Genomic DNA, 17153 nt, shown 5'->3' with positions numbered 1-17153 from the left:
GCACGGCGGAGGCCTCCCGCTCGGGCCCGGGCGCGCCCGGGCGGTGCGTGGGCGGGCGGGTCCCGACGGACGGACGGCCCGCCGGCCCCTCCGCCGCTGTCGGCGGCACCCTAGCCACCGCGGCGCCCGCCGGCCCCCACCTCGGGCGACGACGCCCCCGGCTCACCCGTGCGCGCGCCGTCGTCCGCCGTGCCGCACTGTGTCGGCAGTTGGCCGCCGATGTGCCGCCCTGCGTGCACCGTGTCGGCCGTTGGCCGCCGATGTGCCGCCCGGGGCGCACCCTGTCGGCACTTCGTCGCCGATGTGCCGTCAGTGCCGCACTGTGTCGGCAGTTGGGTGCCGATGTGCCGTCCGGGGCGCACTGTGTCGGCAGTTCGTCGCCGATGTGCCGCCCCGGGGCGCACCCTGTCGGCACTTGGCCGCCGATGGGTGCTGGACGGTCGGCCTCCCGACGGCGGCCGCCGCTCCCGGTGACGTCCCGGGGCGTCGACGGCGCGTGGATACCCTCGCGGGCATGGAGACCCGGCGCGTCGGACGCTCCGGGCTGCGCGTCTCGCGGCTCGGCCTCGGCACCCTCACGTGGGGGCGCGACACCGACGAGCACGAGGCCGCCGAGCTGCTGCGGGACTTCGCGCGGGCGGGCGGGACCCTCGTCGAGACGGCGGCGACGCCGGCCGGCGAGTCGGAGGAGCTGCTCGGGGCGCTGCTCCACGAGGAGGTGCCGCGGCGCGACGTCGTCCTCGCGCTGCGCGTCGGCGCCCGCGGCACCGGCCGCGACCGTCGGCCCGACGGCTCGCGACGGACCGTCCTCGCCGACCTCGACCTCTCCCTCGCGCGGCTGCGGACCGACCACGTCGACCTGCTCCTCCTCGAGGGGTCCGGCGACGCGCCCGTGGAGGAGCAGCTGTCCGCCCTCGAGGAGGCGGTCCGCTCCGGACGGGCGCGCTACGTCGGCGTGGCCGAGCACGGCGCGTGGCAGCTGGCCCGCGCCGCGGCCCTCGCCCCGGCGGGCACGCCGCTCGTCGCGGCCCAGGCGGAGCTGTCGCTCGTCGCCCGGTGGGCCGACGGCGACCTGCTCGACGCCGCGGAGGCCTCCGGGGTCGGGGTGCTCGCGCGCAGCCCGCTCGGCGGGGGCGTCCTGACCGGCAAGTACCGGCACGCGCTGCCGGCCGACTCCCGGGCGGCGTCGCCCCACCTCGTCCACGTCGTCCAGCCGCACCTCGACCCGTCGGCGCGGGGCGTCGTCGAGGCCGTGTGCACGGCCGCCGACGGGCTCGAGCGGGCCCCGCTGGCCGTGGCGCTGGCGTGGGCCGCCGACCGTCCGGGCGTGGCCGCCGCCGTGACGGGCGCGCGGACCGCGGCGCAGCTGCGGCTGGCGCTGACCGCGGCCGACCTGCGGCTGCCCGCGCAGATCACCGCGGCGCTCGACGAGGTCTCGACGTCCCGCCGGGACGTCGGCCGCCCCGTCTGACCCGGGGCCCGACCGGCCGGCCCCGTGGGCCGGCCCGCCTCAGAGGCGGGGGTGCCGGTCGTCCGGCCCGTCCCCGTCGTCGTCCTGCTCGTCGTCGTCCTCGTCGTCGAGGTCGTCGTCGTCCTCGTCCAGCTCCTCCACGTCGTCGTCCTCGTCGTCCTCGGCGTCCTCGTCGAAGAGCACGAAGGGCGTCACCTCGTCGTGGGCCTCGTAGAGGGCCTCGTCGTAGCCCTCGAAGGCGTCGGCGAGGGAGGAGTAGGCGTCCTTCACGACGGGGTCGGTGTCGGAGCGGCGCCGCTCGACGGCGTCGAGGTGGGCCTCCAGCGCCCCGACGAGGCGGGCCAGGGCGACACGGGGCTCGCTGCTCATGGGCAGACCGTAGCCCTGCGCGACGTGGTGCGGCGACGCGTGACGGGGCGTCGGCACCGGGCGTCCCGACGGCGTCGTCGGCGGGCCCGGACGGGCGGTCGCGGGGCCCGTCGTCGGGGCCCCGTGGCACCATCGGCGACGATGGACGCCACCGTGCACCCCGACGGCCGGGACACCCCGGGCCAGGGCCGTCGGACCGCTCCCCCCGCCGCCCCCCGCGCCTCCGCCTTCGAGTACCGCGAGATCACCCTGCCCCGCGGCACGTCGCGCGGCGCCGCCCGCGAGCAGCTCACCGAGGAGGCCGAGTACGGCCGCTGGGAGCTCGCCGGCGTGCGCCTCTACGTCGGCGGCCTGCGCCGGGTCGTCCTGCGCCGCCGCATCATCCGGATGCAGCGCAGCGCCTGACGGCCCCGGCCGCCGCGGGGCGGCCCCCCGACGGCCGGCCCCCGGCGCCGGGGCGGCTCAGCAGGTCGCGAGCAGCCGGTCGAGCACGCGGGTGCCGAAGCGCAGCGCCTCGGTGGGCACGCGCTCGTCGACGCCGTGGAACATGCCCGCGAAGTCGAGGTCCGCCGGCAGCTGCAGCGGCGCGAAGCCGAAGCCGCGGATGCCGAGCCGGGCGAGGGCCTTGTTGTCCGTGCCGCCGGACAGGCAGTACGGCAGGACGCGCGCGCCCGGGTCCTCCGCCAGCAGCGCCGCGACCATGGCGTCGGGCAGCGAGCCCGTGAGGTCGGTCTCGAGCGCGGTGTCCTGGTGGACGACCTCGACGTCGACGCCCGGCCCGGCCAGCTCGCGCACCACGTCGAGCACGTGCTCGCCCTGGCCCGGGAGGGTGCGGCAGTCGACGAGGGCCGTCGCCGTGCCCGGGATGACGTTGTGCTTGTAGCCCGCCTCGAGCTGGGTGGGGTTGGACGTGTTGCGCAGGGTCGCGCCGACCCAGTTGGCCGTCGTCCCGAGGACGCGGGTCAGCGCGTCGAAGTCCTCCGGGTCGAGGGGCTCACCCGTGATGTCCTCGACGCCCTCGAGGAAGGCGCGCACCGTCGGCCGGATCTCCAGCGGCCACCGGTGCGCCCCGATCCGGGCCACCGCACCGGCGAGGCGGGTCACGGCGTTGTCGTCGTTGACCTGGCTGCCGTGCCCGGCGCGGCCGTGGGCCACGAGCCGGACCCAGGCGATGCCCTTCTCCGCCGTCTGGACGAGGTAGCAGCGCTGCCCGGCGACGTCGAGGGAGAAGCCGCCGACCTCGCTCACCGCCTCGGTGGCGCCCTCGAAGAGGTCCGGACGGGTCTCGACGAGGAAGCCCGCGCCCTTGACGCTCCCGGCCTCCTCGTCGGCCGTGAAGGCGACGACGACGTCGCGGGCCGGGCGACGGCCCTCGCGGGTCATCTGGCGGACGACGGAGAGGATCATCGCGTCCATCCCCTTCATGTCGACGGCGCCGCGGCCCCACAGGCAGCCGTCGCGCACCTCGCCGCCGAAGGGGTCGACGCTCCAGTCGGCCGCGCGGGCGGGCACGACGTCGAGGTGCCCGTGCAGCACGAGCGCGTCCCGCGAGCGGTCCTCGCCCGGCAGGCGCAGCACGACGTTGGCGCGACCGGGGTCGCTCTCGAGCAGCTCGGCCGCCAGGCCGACCTCCTCGAGCAGCCCGACGACGTGCTCGGCCGCCGCCCGCTCCCCCGGCCCGCTGCCGTCGCCGTAGTTCGAGCTGTCGATGCGGATGAGGTCGGCGGCGATGTCCACCACCTCGTCGGCGGCGACGGGGCCGCGGGCGGAGGGCCGGTCGGACGGCTGGGCGGACGAGGGTGCTGCGGTGTCGGCCATGGTCCGACGGTAGCGACGCCGTCGCCCGCCGCCCGGGGCGGCGCCGTCGCGGGCGGCGGGCGGACGACCCCGCCGGGCGTGCTAATTTTCTCCCCGTCGCGGCGCCCCGGCGCCGCACGGCACCTGTCCGGGTGGCGGAATGGCAGACGCGCTAGCTTGAGGTGCTAGTGCCCTTTATCGGGCGTGGGGGTTCAAGTCCCCCTCCGGACACCAGCACGACGAAGGGCCGCTCCCCGTGGGGAGCGGCCCTTCGTCGTCGTGGCCCCCGTCCCCGGGGGCCGTCGTCGGCCCCGCCCCGCGCGGCCCCGCCCGCCCGGCTGCCGGACGCCCTGGCCCGCCGCGGTGTGGTCTGCAGCACACTGGCCGCCGTCACACCCGGACCGGCCGTCCGGACCGCCGCGGCGGGCCGGCCGCCCCTTCCCGCGAGGAGCGCCATGAGCACCAGCCCGGCAGCGGACGTCACCGACCCGGCCGACGGCCCCGGCAGCGGCGGTGGCGACCCGGCCACCGGCCCCCTCCCCGTGGCGGGCGGGCGGCTCGTCCCCCCGCTGGGCGACGGCGTCTCCTCCGACGAGGCGCACACCCAGCTGCGCGCGACGGTGCGGCGGCTCGCGGCGCTGCTCGGCGAGGCGCTCGAGCGCCACGAGGGCCGGGGCCTGCTCGACCTCGTCGAGCGGGTGCGCCACCTGGCGCGCCGCCCCGACGAGGGCGCCGAGCTGAGCCGGGTCCTGTCCGGCGTCGGGGACGGCACCGCGGTCGTCCTCGCCCGCGCCTTCACCGCGTACTTCCAGCTGGCCAACGTCACCGAGCAGCTGCACCGCTCGCGCGAGCTCGCCTCGCGGCCGGGAGCCGGTCTCGCGCACAGCGTCCCGCGCATCGCCGCCGCCCTCGACGAGGGCTCGCTGACCCGCGAGGAGCTGCAGCGGGTCGTCGACCGGATGGAGCTGCGGCCCGTCTTCACCGCGCACCCGACGGAGTCCAGCCGTCGCTCGGTCCTCGACCTGCTCTCGCGCGTCGCCGGCGCCCTCGACCGGGCGGGCGACCCGCGCCGCCGCGCCTCCGACGCGGACGCCGACGAGCGCCGCGTCGTCGAGCTCGTCGACCTGCTGTGGCAGACCGACGAGCTGCGCGTCGAGCGTCCCGCGCCGGCCGACGAGGCCCGCTCGGCGCTCTACTACCTCTCGTCGCTCGCCACCGGCGTGCTCCCCGACCTGCTCGAGGAGCTGTCCCACCGCCTGGCGCCCCTCGGCGTCGAGGTGGCGCCGCGCGCCCGACCGCTCCGCTTCGGCAGCTGGGTAGGCGGCGACCGCGACGGCAACCCCAACGTCACGCCCGCCGTCACGCTCGAGGTGCTCGCGCAGCAGCACGAGACCGGCCTCGGCGTCCTCCTGCGCACGGTCGACGAGCTCGTCGTCGAGCTCGCCTCCTCCACCCAGGTGGTCACCGTCTCCGGGGAGCTGCGGGCCTCGCTCGACCGCGACCGCGAGCAGCTCCCGGCCGTGTGGGAGCTGCGGCACCGGCTCAACGCGGAGGAGCCGTACCGCCTCAAGCTCAGCTACGTCCGCGCCCGGCTCGAGGGCACGCAGCGTCGGCTGGCGACGGGCGGCGCGCACGTGCCCGGCCAGGACTACGCCGACGTCGGCGGCCTCCTCGACGAGCTCGAGCTCGTGCAGCGCTCCCTCGCGGGCAACGGCTGCGCCCTCGTCGCCGAGGGCGTCGTCGCCCGCGCGCTGCGGACCGTCGCCGCCACCGGCCTCGGGCTGGCCACCCTCGACATCCGCGAGCACTCCGAGCGTCACCACGCCGCGCTGGCCGCGCTCGTCGACCGCGCGCAGGCGTCGGACCGGCCGTACGCCGAGCTCGACCGCGCCGACCGGACGGCCTTCCTCTCCGCCGAGCTCCGCGGCGGCCGCCCGCTGGCCGGCGCCGCGACCCTCGACGCGCTCGACGGCACGGCCGGCGAGGTCGTGGAGCTCGTCCGCACGGTCCGCACGGCGCTCGACCGCTTCGGCGACGACGCCGTCGAGACCTACGTCGTGTCGATGACCAAGGGCGTCGACGACCTCCTCGCCGTCGTCGTCCTCGCCCGCGAGGTCGGCCTCGTCGACCTGCCCGTCGACCCGTCGCTGCCCGCGACGGCGCGGGTCGGCGTCGCGCCGCTCTTCGAGACCATCACCGAGCTCGAGGCCGCTGGCCCGCTGCTCGACGAGCTGCTCTCCGACCCGTCCTACCGTCGCGTCGTCGCGGCCCGCGGGGACGTGCAGGAGATCATGCTCGGCTACTCCGACAGCTCCAAGGACGGCGGCATCGCCGCCTCGCGCTGGCAGATCCACCGGGCCCAGCGGGCGCTCCGCGACGTCGCGCGCGCCCACGGCGTCCAGCTGCGGCTCTTCCACGGCCGCGGCGGGTCGGTCGGGCGCGGCGGCGGCCCCACTGGCGAGGCGATCCTCGCCCAGCCCGCCGGCAGCCTCGACGGCGCCATGAAGGTCACCGAGCAGGGCGAGGTCATCTCCGACAAGTACCTGCTCCACGGCCTCGCGGTGCACAACCTCGACGTCGCGCTGTCGGCCGTCCTCGAGGCGTCGACGCTGCGCAGCGAGCCCGTCGTCGCGCGCCCCGTCCTCGACGGCTGGGACGCGACGATGGACGTCGTCGCCGCGGCCGGCCGCGACCGCTACCGGGCCCTCGTCGAGGACGAGCGCCTCGTGCCCTTCTTCCTCTCCGCCACGCCGGTCGAGGAGCTCGGCCACCTCAACATCGGCTCCCGCCCGGCCCGTCGCCCCGGCGGCACCGGCGGCCTCGAGGACCTGCGCGCCATCCCGTGGGTCTTCGGGTGGACGCAGACGCGGATCAACGTGCCGGGCTGGTTCGGCGTCGGCAGCGGCCTGGCCGCGGCCCGCGAGGCGGGCCACACCGAGCGGATGCGCCGGATGGTCGAGGAGTGGCCGTTCTTCCGCAGCTTCCTCGGCAACGTCCAGATGACGCTGGCCAAGACGGACCTGTCCATCGCCGCCCGCTACGTCGAGGGCCTGTGCCCCGACGGGACGGCGTCCCTGCTCGAGGTGCTGCGCGAGGAGCACGACCGCACCGTCGCCGAGGTCCTCGCCGTGACGGGGCAGGAGCAGCTGCTCGAGAGCTCGCCGGTCCTGCGGCGCACGCTGGAGCTGCGCGACTCCTACCTCGCCCCGCTCCACGCCCTCCAGGTCGAGCTGCTGCGCCGCTCGCGGGCGGCGGGCGACGACGTCGACCCGGTCCTGCGCCGCGCGCTGCTGCTGACGATCAACGGCATCGCGGCGGGGATGCGCAACACCGGCTGACCCTCTCCCGGGTCGTCGCACCGGGTCTTCGTCGCCATGCACCGCCTGCCCGGGCTCCTCAGGCGGTGCATGGCCACGAAGACCGGGGTGGAGGGGCCCCGGAGCGAGGCGAGGTGGCGGTGGCGTCCGCCGGGCAGGCCGTCTCCTAGCCTCGGGGCGTGACGACGACGCTCGTGTGGGTGCCCGCCCTCGACCGCCCCGACCTCCTCGCCGACCCCGTGCTCGCCGCGCTGCGCGCGCTGCCGGCCGACGACGCCGCGCAGGTGCTCGTCGCCGAGGTCGACCCCGACGTCGCGGACACCGCAGCGCTCGTCGCGACCAGCGACGTCACGCTCGAGGAGAGCGCCAACTGCGTCCTCGTCGCGGGGAGGCGGGACGGCGAGCAGCGCGTGGCCGCCGCCCTCGTCCGCGGCAGCGACCGCGCCGACGTCAACGGCCTCGTCAAGCGGGCCCTCGACGTCCGCAAGGCGTCGTTCCTCCCCCGCGAGGAGGCCGTCGAGGTCTCGGCCATGGAGTTCGGCGGCATCACGCCGGTCGGGCTGCCGGCCGGCTGGCGCGTGCTCGTCGACGGCGCCGTCGCGGCCCTCCCCCGCGCGGTGGTCGGCAGCGGCGTCCGCCGCTCGAAGCTGGCGCTGCCGGGCGCGCTCCTCGCGCGCCTGCCGGGCGCCGAGGTGCACGAGGGGCTCGGGCGCCCCGCGGCCTGAGCCTCAGCGGGCGCGCAGGGCCCAGAAGGCCACGGCGCCCGCCGCGGCGACGTTGAGCGAGTCCACCCCGCCGGCCATGGGGATGCGGACGACGACGTCGCTGCCCGCGACGGCCGCGCGCGACAGCCCGTCCCCCTCGGTCCCCAGGACGAGGGCCAGGCGCTCCGGCGGGTCGGCCGCGAGGTCGTCGAGGGAGACGCTGTCGTCGCTCAGCGCGAGGGCCGCCACCGTGAAGCCGAGGTCGCGCAGCAGGTCGAGCCCCCCGGGCCACGGGTCCAGCCGCGTCCACGGCACCTGGAAGACCGTGCCCATGGACACCCGCACGGAGCGCCGGTACAGCGGGTCGGCGCAGCGTGGCGTCACGAGGACCGCGTCGACGCCGAGGGCCGCCGCGGAGCGGAAGACGGCGCCGACGTTGGTGTGGTCCACGACGTCCTCGAGCACCGCGACGCGGCGGGCGCCCTCGAGCACCTCCGCGAGCGGCGGCAGCACCGGGCGCTGCATGGCCGCGAGCGCCCCGCGGTGGAGGTGGAAGCCCGTGATGGCGCGCAGCGCCGGCTCCTCGGCCACGTGGACGGGGACGGGCGCCTCGCCGGGACGGCGGCCGACGTCGTGCGCGGCGAGCAGCGGCAGCACCTCGGGCAGCCAGCGCGGGGCGAGGAGGACCGAGCGCGGCCGGTGCCCGACCCGCAGCGCCCGCTCGAGGACGGTGCTCGACTCCGCCATGTACAGGCCCTCGGCGGGTTCCCGACGACGGCGCAGAGCCACGTCGGTGAGGTCGGTGTAGTCGCCGAGGCGGGGGTCGGCCGGGTCCTCGACGTGGTCGACGACGAGGCCGTCGGGCACGGCGACGTCGGCCCCGGAGGCGCTCACGGCAGCACCAGGAACACGAGGGCCACGAGGCCGAGGACGACGATCGTCGCCCGCAGCACGACCGGCGGCAGCCGCCGTCCGACCGCCGCACCGAGGAGGCCGCCGAGCAGCGAGCCGACGGCGATGACGAGCACCGCCTCCCACAGGACGCGGTCGAAGCCGACGAGCGTGTAGGAGACCGCCGCGACGACGTTGACGACGAGGGACAGCAGGTTCTTCATCGCGTTGATGCGCTGCAGGCTCTCGACGAGGACCGCCCCGAAGGCGCCGACGAGCAGGACGCCCTGCGCCGCCGTGAAGTACCCGCCGTAGACGCCGATGACGAAGGTGAGGACGAGCAGCAGGACCTGCGCCCCGCGACCGCCCGCCGGCGGGGCGGAGGGGCTGTCCAACGTCCCGGGCGCGCCCGGGGTGGCGCCGGCCGCGACCTTCCGTTCGAGGCGACGGCGGGTGGCCGCCTGGAGCCGCGGCTGGAGGAGGACGAGGACGATGGCCAGGACCACGAGGACCGGCACGACCGTCTCGAACGCGCTGGCCGGCAGGTGCAGCAGGAGGAAGGACCCCAGGAGGGCGCCGAGCACCGACATCGGGATGAGCCGGGCGGCACGGGCGCCCTGGCCGCGCAGCTCGCGGCGGTACCCCCACGTCCCCGACACGCCGCCCGCGACGAGGCCGACGGCGTTGGACATCGTCGCGGAGACGGGCGGCACGCCCATCGCCACGAGCGTGGGGAAGGTGATGAGGGTCCCCGAGCCGACCACGGCGTTGACGGCGCCCGCCCACAGCGCGGCCAGCGCGAGGAGGACGACCTGCCAGCCGGTGAGGTCGCCGAGCAGGGCCTCGTTCACGCGGCCCGCGCCGCCCAGCGGCCGCCGGACCGCTCGACGCGCAGGGCCAGGCCGAAGGTCGCGCCGAGCGCCGCGGGGGTGAGGACGTCCTCGAGCGGGCCCTGGGCCACGACCCGCCCCTCGCGCAGCAGGAGCCCGTGGGTGATGCCGGGCGGCACCTCCTCGACGTGGTGCGTGACGAGGACGACGGCGGGCGCGGCCGGGTCGGCGACGAGGCCGGACAGGCGGCGGACGAGGTCCTCGCGGCCGCCGAGGTCCATGCCCGCGGCGGGCTCGTCGAGGAGGACCAGCTCGGGGTCCGCCATGAGCGCGCGGGCCAGCTGGACGCGCTTGCGCTCCCCCTCGGAGAGCGTGCCGTAGGTGCGGCGGTCGAGGCCGCCCACGCCGAGGGCGTCGAGGAGCTCCAGCGCGCGGGCGTGGTCGGGCCCCTCGTACTCCTCGCGCCAGCGGCCGACCATGCCGTAGGCGGCGGTGAGGACGACGTCGACGACCTTCTCGGCGGGCGGGACCCGCTCCGCGAGAGCGGCGCTCGACAGGCCGATGCGCGGGCGGAGCTCGAAGACGTCGACGGCGCCCAGCTCCTCGCCCAGCACCTCGGCGCGGCCGCGGGTGGGGAAGAGCCGGGCGCCGGCGATCTGGAGGAGCGTCGTCTTGCCCGCGCCGTTCGGGCCGAGGACGACCCATCGCTCGTCGGCGCCGACGGCCCAGGAGACGTCCTCGAGCAGGGCCCGGCCGTCGCGGACGACCGTGACGCCGTCGAGGTCGAGGACGGGCTCGTCGGGCGTGCCCTTCGTCGTCGGGAGGGCGTCGCCGCGGGGGCCTGCCGCCGGGCGTGCGGGCGTCGGACGGCTGGCCTCGCTCATGGCCGCGACCCTACTGGCCGGGCCCGCTCCGCCCGAGCCGCCGGGAGCCGCGGGGAGCCGCCGGCCGGGCTCGTAGGCTCGGCCGCGTGATCGACCTGCCCCGCTCCGCCCGCCTCGCCGCCTGGGGGACGGCGGCCCTGCGCGGCGAGGTGCCCGTGGCCGTCGCCGCCCGGGCCGTCCAGCGCGACGACGAGCCGCACGAGGTGGCCGGCGACGCGCCCGCCACGGACCTCGTCGAGCTCCTCGCGGGCTGGCGCACCGCCGGGCACCGCGGTCTCCGGCTCGTCCTGCCCGTCCCGGGCGACGTCTCCGGCCTGCCCGGCCCGGCCGCCTTCAACGTCGAGGCGCTCGACGTCGGCGAGGCCGTGACGACCGACGACGAGGACGCCGCCGGCGCGCGCTGGGGCGCGTGGCCGGAGGTCACCGAGTTCGGCTCGGCCCTCGAGCCCGGCGCGCTCGTCACCTGGCACGCGACCCCGGTCCGCCGCCCGGCCGCGCCGCCGTCGACGACGCTGCGGGACGCCGAGCGGCAGCTGCAGACGGCGCTGTCCCGCGCGCTGGCCGAGCTGCAGCGCCTCGACGTCGCCCGCTGGCGCGAGGACGCGGCCGACCGGATCGCGGCCGTCCGCAGCGGCGCGCTCCCCCGCGACGCCGTCCCCGCGTCGACCCCGCCCCGCGCGCAGCAGGTGCTCGCCACGGCCGTGCGCCTGCGCGGCGTCGTGGCGCTGGCCACCGAGGATGACGGCGCCGTCGTCACCGGCCACGAGGCCCGCGCCCGGACCGGGGCGCTGCGCGACGTCGAGGTCGTGGCGCGGCACGCCGTCGTCGCCGCCGTCAACGCGGTGCTGGAGCCGGTCCGCCCCTGAGGGCGGACCCGGGCGCTCAGCCCCCGAGCACCGACCGGTAGACCTCGAGCGTCCGCTCGCCGATGGCGTCCCAGCTGAACTCGGCGACGGCCCGCTCGCGGCCGGCCTCGCCGCGGCGGCGCGCCTCGGCCGGGTCGGAGGTCGCCTCGGTGAGGACGGCGGCGAGGTCCGCGGCGAAGCGCTCGGGGTCCACGGGCGCCCCCGTGCCGTCGTCGACCTGCTCGATCGGCACGAGCCAGCCGGTGCGGCCGTCGTCGACGACCTCGGGGATGCCACCGGTCGCCGTGCCGACGACCGCCGTGCCGCAGGCCATCGCCTCGAGGTTGACGATGCCGAGCGGCTCGTAGACCGACGGGCACACGAAGACGGTCGCGAGCGACAGCACCTGGCAGAGCTCGGCCCGCGGCAGCATGCGGTCGATCCGCACGACGCCGTCGCGCTGCTGCGCGAGCTCGGCCGTGAGCCCGTCCACCTCGGCGGCGATCTCCGGCGTGTCCGGGGCGCCCGCGCAGAGGACGAGCTGGACCTCGGGGGGCAGCGCCGCGGCGGCCCGGAGCAGGTGCGGCAGGCCCTTCTGGCGGGTGATGCGGCCGACGAAGACGACGCTCGGCCGGTCCGGGTCCATGCCGAGGGTGCGGACGTGCTCGCGGGCGGCGTCGGAGTCGTCCCGTCGCCAGTCCGCCGCGTCGATCCCGTTGTGCACGACGTGGACCCGCGCGGGGTCGACCTCGGGGTAGCTGCGGAGGATGTCGGCGCGCATGCCGGCGCTGACGGCCACGACGGCGTCCGCCGTCGTCATGGCCTGGTGCTCGGCCCACGAGGAGACGGCGTACCCGCCGCCCAGCTGCTCGGCCTTCCAGGGCCGCAGCGGCTCGAGGCTGTGGGCGGTGACGACGTGCGGCACGCCGTGCAGCCGGGCCGCGAGGACGCCGGCCACGTTGGCGTACCAGGTGTGGCTGTGGACGAGGTCGGTGCCGGCCGTCGCGGCCGCCATCGACAGGTCGACGCCCAGCGTGCGCAGGGCGGCGTTGGCGCCCTCGAGCGTCGCCGGTTCCGGGTGGGCCGTGACGCCCGGCTCGTCGCGCGGGGCGCCGAAGCACTGCACCCGGACGTCGGCGAGCGGCCGGAGGGCCCGCGCGAGCTCGGCGACGTGGACGCCCGCGCCCCCGTAGACCTCCGGCGGGTACTCACGGGTGAGGAGGTCCACGCGCAGGGCGCTGGCAGGGGCGTCGTCGGCCATGGCGGGGACCGTAGCGGGCCGGGGACCGCACGCACCCGGGCCCGCCCGCACGGCGCGGCGGCCGTCCCGCCGTCCGCCCGGCGGCTCGCCGCGGCTCACCCCTTGCCGCAGCGGCGGTGACCCCTAGGGTCGGCCCATGTCGAGCCCCCGGGTCCTCGCGATCGTGCTCGCCGGCGGCGAGGGCAAGCGCCTCATGCCGCTGACCGCCGACCGCGCCAAGCCGGCCGTCCCCTTCGGCGGCAGCTACCGCCTCATCGACTTCGCCCTGTCCAACGTGGCCAACGCCGGCTACCTGCAGGTCGTCGTCCTCACGCAGTACAAGTCCCACAGCCTCGACAAGCACATCTCCATGACGTGGCGGATGTCGACGATGCTGGGCAACTACGTGACCCCCGTCCCCGCGCAGCAGCGCGTGGGCAAGAACTGGTACCTCGGCAGCGCCGACGCGATCTACCAGTCGCTCAACCTCATCGACGACGCCCGCCCGGACATCGTCGTCGTGGTCGGCGCCGACCACGTGTACCGGATGGACTTCTCGCAGATGGTCGACGCGCACGTCGCCTCCGGCGCGGGCTGCTCGGTCGCGGCGATCCGCCAGCCCGTCTCGCTCGCCGACCAGTTCGGCGTCATCGAGGTCGGCTCCGACGTCGACATGGCGGGCACGCCCCGGATCACCGCCTTCCGCGAGAAGCCGTCCGACCCGACGACCATCCCCGGCTCGCCCGGCGAGGTCCTCGCGTCGATGGGCAACTACGTCTTCGACGCCGCGGCCCTCGTCGACGCCGTGACGCGCGACGCCGCCACCGACTCCAAGCACGACATGGGCGGTGACATCGTCCCCGACTTCGTGTCCCGCGGGGACGCGGCCGTCTACGACTTCCAGCGCAACGACGTGCCGGGGACGACCGACCGCGACCGCGCGTACTGGCGGGACGTCGGGACGCTCGACAGCTACTACGAGGCCCACATGGACCTCATCTCGCCGCTGCCCGTCTTCAACCTCTACAACGGCCGCTGGCCGATCCTGTCCCAGCAGCAGCCGCTGCCCCCGGCCAAGTTCGTGCACGGCGACGACGGCAGCCCCGGCTCCGCCGTCGACTCGATCGTCGCCCCGGGTGTCGTGCTCTCCGGCGCGACCGTCAGCAAGTCCGTGCTGTCCCCCGGCGTCCGCGCCGAGACGGGCAGCACGGTGAGCGGCTCGGTGCTCCTGGACGGCGTCCACGTGGGCCGCGGCGCCACCGTCCGCCGCGCGATCCTCGACAAGAACGTCGTCGTCCCCGACGGCGCGAGCGTCGGGGTGGACGCCGAGGCCGACCGTGCCCGCGGCTTCACCGTGACGCCGTCGGGCATCACGGTCGCCGGCAAGAACGCCCGGGTGGACCGCTGAGCCAGGCGCCCGACCTGCTCGTCGTCCTCACCGGTCCCGGCGCCGCCGGGCTCGCGGGACGTGCCCCGGCGGCCCTCGTGGCCGCCGGGGCCGCCGTCGTCGACGTCCGGGACGACGGCGACGGCGTCGCGGAGCTGCGGGTGCGCGGCGGGCGCGACGCCGTCCGCCGAGCCCTCGCCGACGCGGCGTCCACCCTGCCCGCGGGGCAGGAGGTCGACGTCGCCGTCGTGCCGGCCGCCGCGCGCGAGGGCCGTCGGCTCGTCGTCCTCGACGTCGACTCGACGCTCATCACCGGCGAGGTGGTCGAGATGCTCGCCGCCCGCGCCGGGGTCGAGGGGGAGGTGGCCCGGGTCACCGAGGCCGCGATGCGCGGCGAGGTCGACTTCGCCGGCAGCCTCCACCGTCGCGTGGCGCTGCTCGAGGGGCTGCCGGCGACCGTGCTCGACGACGTCCTCGCCGAGGTGGTCCCCTCCCCCGGCGCCGCGACGATGGCGCGGTCGCTGGCCGCGGCCGGCGTCCCCGTCGGCGTCGTCTCCGGCGGCTTCGCCGAGGTGGTCGAGCCGCTCGCGGCGTCGCTCGGCGTCCCGCACGCGGAGGCCAACCGTCTCGAGGTCTCGGGCGGCCACCTCACCGGCCGGGTGCGGGGCGACGTCGTCGACGCCGCCGCGAAGGAGCGCTTCCTGCGCGCCCTCGCCGCGCGGCACGACGTCCCCCTCGCCGGGACGGTGGCCGTCGGCGACGGCGCCAACGACCTCGACATGGTCCGGGCCGCCGGCACGGGCGTCGCCTTCTGCGCGAAGCCGGTCCTCGCCGCGGCGGCCGACGTCGTCCTCACCCGCCGCGACCTCACGGCGGTCGTCCACCTCGTCGGCGCCCCGCTCGTCCCCTGACCGGCCCCGCGGCCGGCGCGCCCCCGGGCCTCTGCGCCTTGTCGGCACTTTGCCGCCGACGTGCCCTCTGAGACGCAATCAGTCGGCAGTTGGTCGCCGAAGTGCCCTCTCGGGCGCACTCTGTCGGCAGTTCGTCGCCGAAGTGCCTACTCCGGCGCACTTTGTCGGCAGTTCGCCGCCGACGTGCCGGCGGTACGGGTGAGGGACCGGACGAGCGGGTGGCGGCGGGGGCGCGGAGCGGCACGTCAGGCCGGCGCCCCGACCCCCACGGCACCTGACCACCGCGCGCCGAGGCAGTGCCCGGAGCGCCCCCGGTGCCGCCCGCGGACCCGACCACGGCGAGGCGACCGGACGACGCAGGCGACCGGACGACGCAGGCCCTCAGGCCCCGTCCGGCCCCAGCACCTCGACGAGCTCGGCGGTCGCGGCGACGAGGTCGTCCCAGCCGCCGTCCCAGCGCAGGACGGCGGCCTCCGCCGTCCGCAGGCCGGCCATCAGGCGACCACGCAGGGCGCCGGCGGCGGGGTCGGCGGACGGGCCGGCCAGGGCGACGGACAGGCCCGAGGCGCCCGGCTCGTGGCAGACGAGGACGGCGGTGGCGACGTCGGCGGGCAGGCGCCCGAGGACGGCGCCGAGGCGCTGCGGGCTGGCCTCGTACACGTCGGGCTCGACGCGGACGGGCCAGCCGTCGTCGCCGACGAGCAGGGCCGTCGTCCGGAGGGCGCGGAGGGCGTCCGAGGTGACGACGAGGTCGGGGACCAGGCCGCGGGCGCGCAGCAGCGCGCCCGCGGCGGTCGCCTCGTCCTCGCCCGCGGCCGTGAGGGCGCGGGCGTGGTCGGTGCCGCCCGGCCCCACGGGGGCGGCGGCGCCGTGACGCAGGACGACGAGGACGGCCAGGTCAGCTCCCCATGGCGTGGACGCCGCCGTCGACGTGGACGATCTCGCCCGTCGTGGCGGGGAACCAGTCCGACAGCAGGGCGACGCAGGCGCGGGCGGCGGGCTCGGTGTCGGTGAGGTCCCAGCCGAGCGGGGCGCGCTTGGGCCAGCTGTCCTCGAAGGCGGCGAAGCCGGGGATCGACTTGGCGGCCATCGTGCGCAGCGGCCCCGCGGAGACGAGGTTCACGCGGGTGCCGGCGGGGCCGAGGTCGCGGGCGAGGTAGCGCGAGACCGACTCGAAGGCCGCCTTGGCGACGCCCATCCAGTCGTAGACGGGCCAGGCGAAGCTCGCGTCGAAGGTGAGGCCGACGACGCTGGAGCGCTCCGACAGCAGCGGGCGGCTGGCGACGGCCAGCGACTTGAGGCTGTACGAGGAGATCTGCAGCGCCGTGGAGACGTCCTCCCACGAGGCGTTCATGAAGTCGAACGCGCCCTGGGGGGCGAAGCCGATGGAGTGCAGGACGCCGTCGAGGCCGTCGACGTGCTCGCGGACGCGGCCCTCGAGGGCGTCGAGGTCCTCCTGCTTGCTGACGTCGAGCTCGACGACGGGCGCCGGCTGCGGCAGGCGGCGGGCGATGGCCTGCGTGATGCGCATCTGCCGGCCGAAGGAGGTGAGCACGACGGTGGCGCCCTCCTGCTGGGCCACCTGCGCGACGCGGAAGGCGATGGAGGCGTCCGTGAGGACACCGGTGATGAGCAGGCGCTTGCCGTCCAGGATGCCCATGCGGACGTCTCCTCGGTCTGTGCGGTGGGTGCGGTCGGGTGGTGCGGGTGCCGTGGCGTCGGTGCGGTCAGTGGCCCATGCCGAGGCCGCCGTCGACGGGCACGACGGCGCCCGAGACGTAGGCGGCGGCGTCCGAGGCGAGGAAGACGCACACGGACGCGACCTCGTCGGGTCGGGCGAGGCGGCCGGCGGGGATGGCGGCGAGGTAGCCGGCGCGGGTCTTCTCGTCCAGCGCGGCGGTCATGTCCGTCTCGACGAAGCCCGGGGCGACGACGTTGGCCGTGATGCCGCGGCCGCCGAGCTCGCGGGTGACGGAGCGGGCGACGCCGACGAGGCCGGCCTTGCTGGCGGCGTAGCCGACCTGGCCCGCGGAGCCGTAGAGGCCGACGACGCTCGACATGAGGACGACGCGGCCGCGGCGCAGCCGGACCATCCCCTTCGTCGCGCGACGGACGCAGCGGACGGCGCCGGTGAGGTTGGTGTCGAGCACCTCGACGAGCTCCTCCTCGCCGAGGCGCAGGAGCAGCTGGTCGCGCGTGATGCCGGCGTTGGCGACGAGGACCTCGACGGGGCCGTGCTCGGCCTCGACCTGCGTGAAGGCGGCGTCGACGGAGGCGGCGTCGCGGACGTCGCACGGCACGCCGAGCGCGCCCTCGGGCGCCTCGCCCGTGCGGGTCGTCACGGCGACCTTGTCCCCGGCCGCGAGGAAGGCCTCGGCGACGGCGCGGCCGATGCCGCGGTTGCCTCCCGTGACCAGGACGCTGCGGGGCTCGGGCACGCGGTACCTCCGGTGGCTGTGCTGCGGGAACTGCGGTGGCGGGCCCGGCCCGGTCGCCCGCGGCGGTCC

16 protein-coding genes and 1 tRNA gene are annotated in these 17153 nt (G+C 77.1%); 8 read left to right on the top strand and 9 right to left on the bottom strand.

Annotated features, from left to right (window positions below; translation table 11 throughout):
• Positions 1 to 514: 514 nt before the first annotated feature.
• Positions 515 to 1471: an aldo/keto reductase gene (locus EDC03_RS00445; RefSeq protein WP_123378260.1), complete on the top strand. Its 957-nt coding sequence runs from the start codon at positions 515 to 517 to the stop codon at positions 1469 to 1471.
• Between the two features lie 39 nt (positions 1472 to 1510).
• Here the strand turns inward: EDC03_RS00445 and EDC03_RS00440 are convergent, their stop codons facing one another.
• Complete coding sequence (locus EDC03_RS00440) at positions 1511 to 1840, bottom strand: primosomal protein (RefSeq protein ID WP_123378705.1); 330 nt, start codon at positions 1838 to 1840, stop codon at positions 1511 to 1513.
• Positions 1841 to 1981: 141 nt separating this feature from the next.
• Between EDC03_RS00440 and EDC03_RS00435 the strand changes: the two genes are divergently transcribed.
• Positions 1982 to 2245, top strand: a complete 264-nt coding sequence (locus EDC03_RS00435) for a DUF5703 family protein (protein ID WP_123378259.1) — start codon at positions 1982 to 1984, stop codon at positions 2243 to 2245.
• Positions 2246 to 2302: 57 nt separating this feature from the next.
• Here the strand turns inward: EDC03_RS00435 and EDC03_RS00430 are convergent, their stop codons facing one another.
• Positions 2303 to 3658 (bottom strand): M20/M25/M40 family metallo-hydrolase, encoded by a 1356-nt coding sequence (locus EDC03_RS00430; protein WP_123378258.1) that lies wholly within the window; start codon positions 3656 to 3658, stop codon positions 2303 to 2305.
• 125 nt (positions 3659 to 3783) lie between these two features.
• Between EDC03_RS00430 and EDC03_RS00425 the strand changes: the two genes are divergently transcribed.
• The 3 genes from EDC03_RS00425 (at position 3784) to EDC03_RS00415 (ending at position 7679) form a co-directional block, all read left to right on the top strand.
• Positions 3784 to 3871 (top strand) — tRNA-Leu (locus EDC03_RS00425).
• A gap of 221 nt (positions 3872 to 4092) precedes the next feature.
• Complete coding sequence (ppc, locus tag EDC03_RS00420; RefSeq protein ID WP_123378257.1) at positions 4093 to 6975, top strand: phosphoenolpyruvate carboxylase; 2883 nt, start codon at positions 4093 to 4095, stop codon at positions 6973 to 6975.
• A 158-nt stretch (positions 6976 to 7133) separates the two neighbouring features.
• On the top strand, positions 7134 to 7679 hold the full coding sequence (locus tag EDC03_RS00415) for a YbaK/EbsC family protein (protein WP_123378256.1): 546 nt from the start codon (positions 7134 to 7136) through the stop codon (positions 7677 to 7679).
• Between the two features lie 3 nt (positions 7680 to 7682).
• Here the strand turns inward: EDC03_RS00415 and EDC03_RS00410 are convergent, their stop codons facing one another.
• From EDC03_RS00410 to EDC03_RS00400, 3 genes are read right to left on the bottom strand one after another with little or no spacing between them, the layout of a single operon-like run.
• Positions 7683 to 8552 (bottom strand): TrmH family RNA methyltransferase, encoded by an 870-nt coding sequence (locus EDC03_RS00410; RefSeq protein ID WP_123378255.1) that lies wholly within the window; start codon positions 8550 to 8552, stop codon positions 7683 to 7685.
• Positions 8549 to 9388 (bottom strand): sulfite exporter TauE/SafE family protein, encoded by an 840-nt coding sequence (locus EDC03_RS00405; protein ID WP_123378704.1) that lies wholly within the window; start codon positions 9386 to 9388, stop codon positions 8549 to 8551. Before EDC03_RS00405 ends, EDC03_RS00410 begins: the two co-directional genes overlap by 4 nt.
• A gap of 8 nt (positions 9389 to 9396) precedes the next feature.
• Positions 9397 to 10263, bottom strand: a complete 867-nt coding sequence (locus EDC03_RS00400; RefSeq protein WP_123378254.1) for an ABC transporter ATP-binding protein — start codon at positions 10261 to 10263, stop codon at positions 9397 to 9399.
• 86 nt (positions 10264 to 10349) lie between these two features.
• Here EDC03_RS00400 and EDC03_RS00395 point away from each other — a divergent pair, with 86 nt between their 5' ends.
• Positions 10350 to 11129 carry a hypothetical protein gene (locus EDC03_RS00395; protein ID WP_123378253.1) on the top strand — a complete coding sequence of 260 codons (780 nt, stop codon included), beginning with the start codon at positions 10350 to 10352 and terminating at the stop codon, positions 11127 to 11129.
• A 16-nt stretch (positions 11130 to 11145) separates the two neighbouring features.
• Here the strand turns inward: EDC03_RS00395 and glgA are convergent, their stop codons facing one another.
• On the bottom strand, positions 11146 to 12342 hold the full coding sequence (gene glgA / locus EDC03_RS00390) for a glycogen synthase (RefSeq protein WP_199719882.1): 1197 nt from the start codon (positions 12340 to 12342) through the stop codon (positions 11146 to 11148).
• A gap of 163 nt (positions 12343 to 12505) precedes the next feature.
• Between glgA and glgC the strand changes: the two genes are divergently transcribed.
• Positions 12506 to 13756 carry a glucose-1-phosphate adenylyltransferase gene (glgC, locus tag EDC03_RS00385; RefSeq protein ID WP_123378251.1) on the top strand — a complete coding sequence of 417 codons (1251 nt, stop codon included), beginning with the start codon at positions 12506 to 12508 and terminating at the stop codon, positions 13754 to 13756.
• A 77-nt stretch (positions 13757 to 13833) separates the two neighbouring features.
• Positions 13834 to 14646 carry a phosphoserine phosphatase SerB gene (gene serB / locus EDC03_RS00380; RefSeq protein WP_241966940.1) on the top strand — a complete coding sequence of 271 codons (813 nt, stop codon included), beginning with the start codon at positions 13834 to 13836 and terminating at the stop codon, positions 14644 to 14646.
• Positions 14647 to 15027: 381 nt separating this feature from the next.
• On the opposite strand, the gene EDC03_RS00375 is transcribed toward serB, so the two are convergent.
• The 3 genes from EDC03_RS00375 to fabG all read right to left on the bottom strand — a co-directional run bounded on the left by EDC03_RS00375 (position 15028) and on the right by fabG (position 17084).
• A complete protein-coding gene (locus tag EDC03_RS00375) occupies positions 15028 to 15525 on the bottom strand; it encodes a SixA phosphatase family protein (protein ID WP_277872058.1) in 498 nt (165 codons plus the stop codon).
• 19 nt (positions 15526 to 15544) lie between these two features.
• Complete coding sequence (gene fabI, locus EDC03_RS00370; protein ID WP_123378248.1) at positions 15545 to 16306, bottom strand: enoyl-ACP reductase FabI; 762 nt, start codon at positions 16304 to 16306, stop codon at positions 15545 to 15547.
• Positions 16307 to 16373: 67 nt separating this feature from the next.
• Entirely contained in the window at positions 16374 to 17084 is a 711-nt protein-coding gene (gene fabG, locus EDC03_RS00365) for a 3-oxoacyl-ACP reductase FabG (RefSeq protein ID WP_123378247.1), read from the bottom strand.
• Positions 17085 to 17153 lie beyond the last annotated feature (69 nt).

Source organism: Pseudokineococcus lusitanus (assembly GCF_003751265.1).
Classification (GTDB): Bacteria; Actinomycetota; Actinomycetes; order Actinomycetales; family Quadrisphaeraceae; genus Pseudokineococcus; species Pseudokineococcus lusitanus.
Note: the sequence above shows the minus strand (reverse complement) of the source record. Positions and strands in the feature narration are given on the sequence as shown.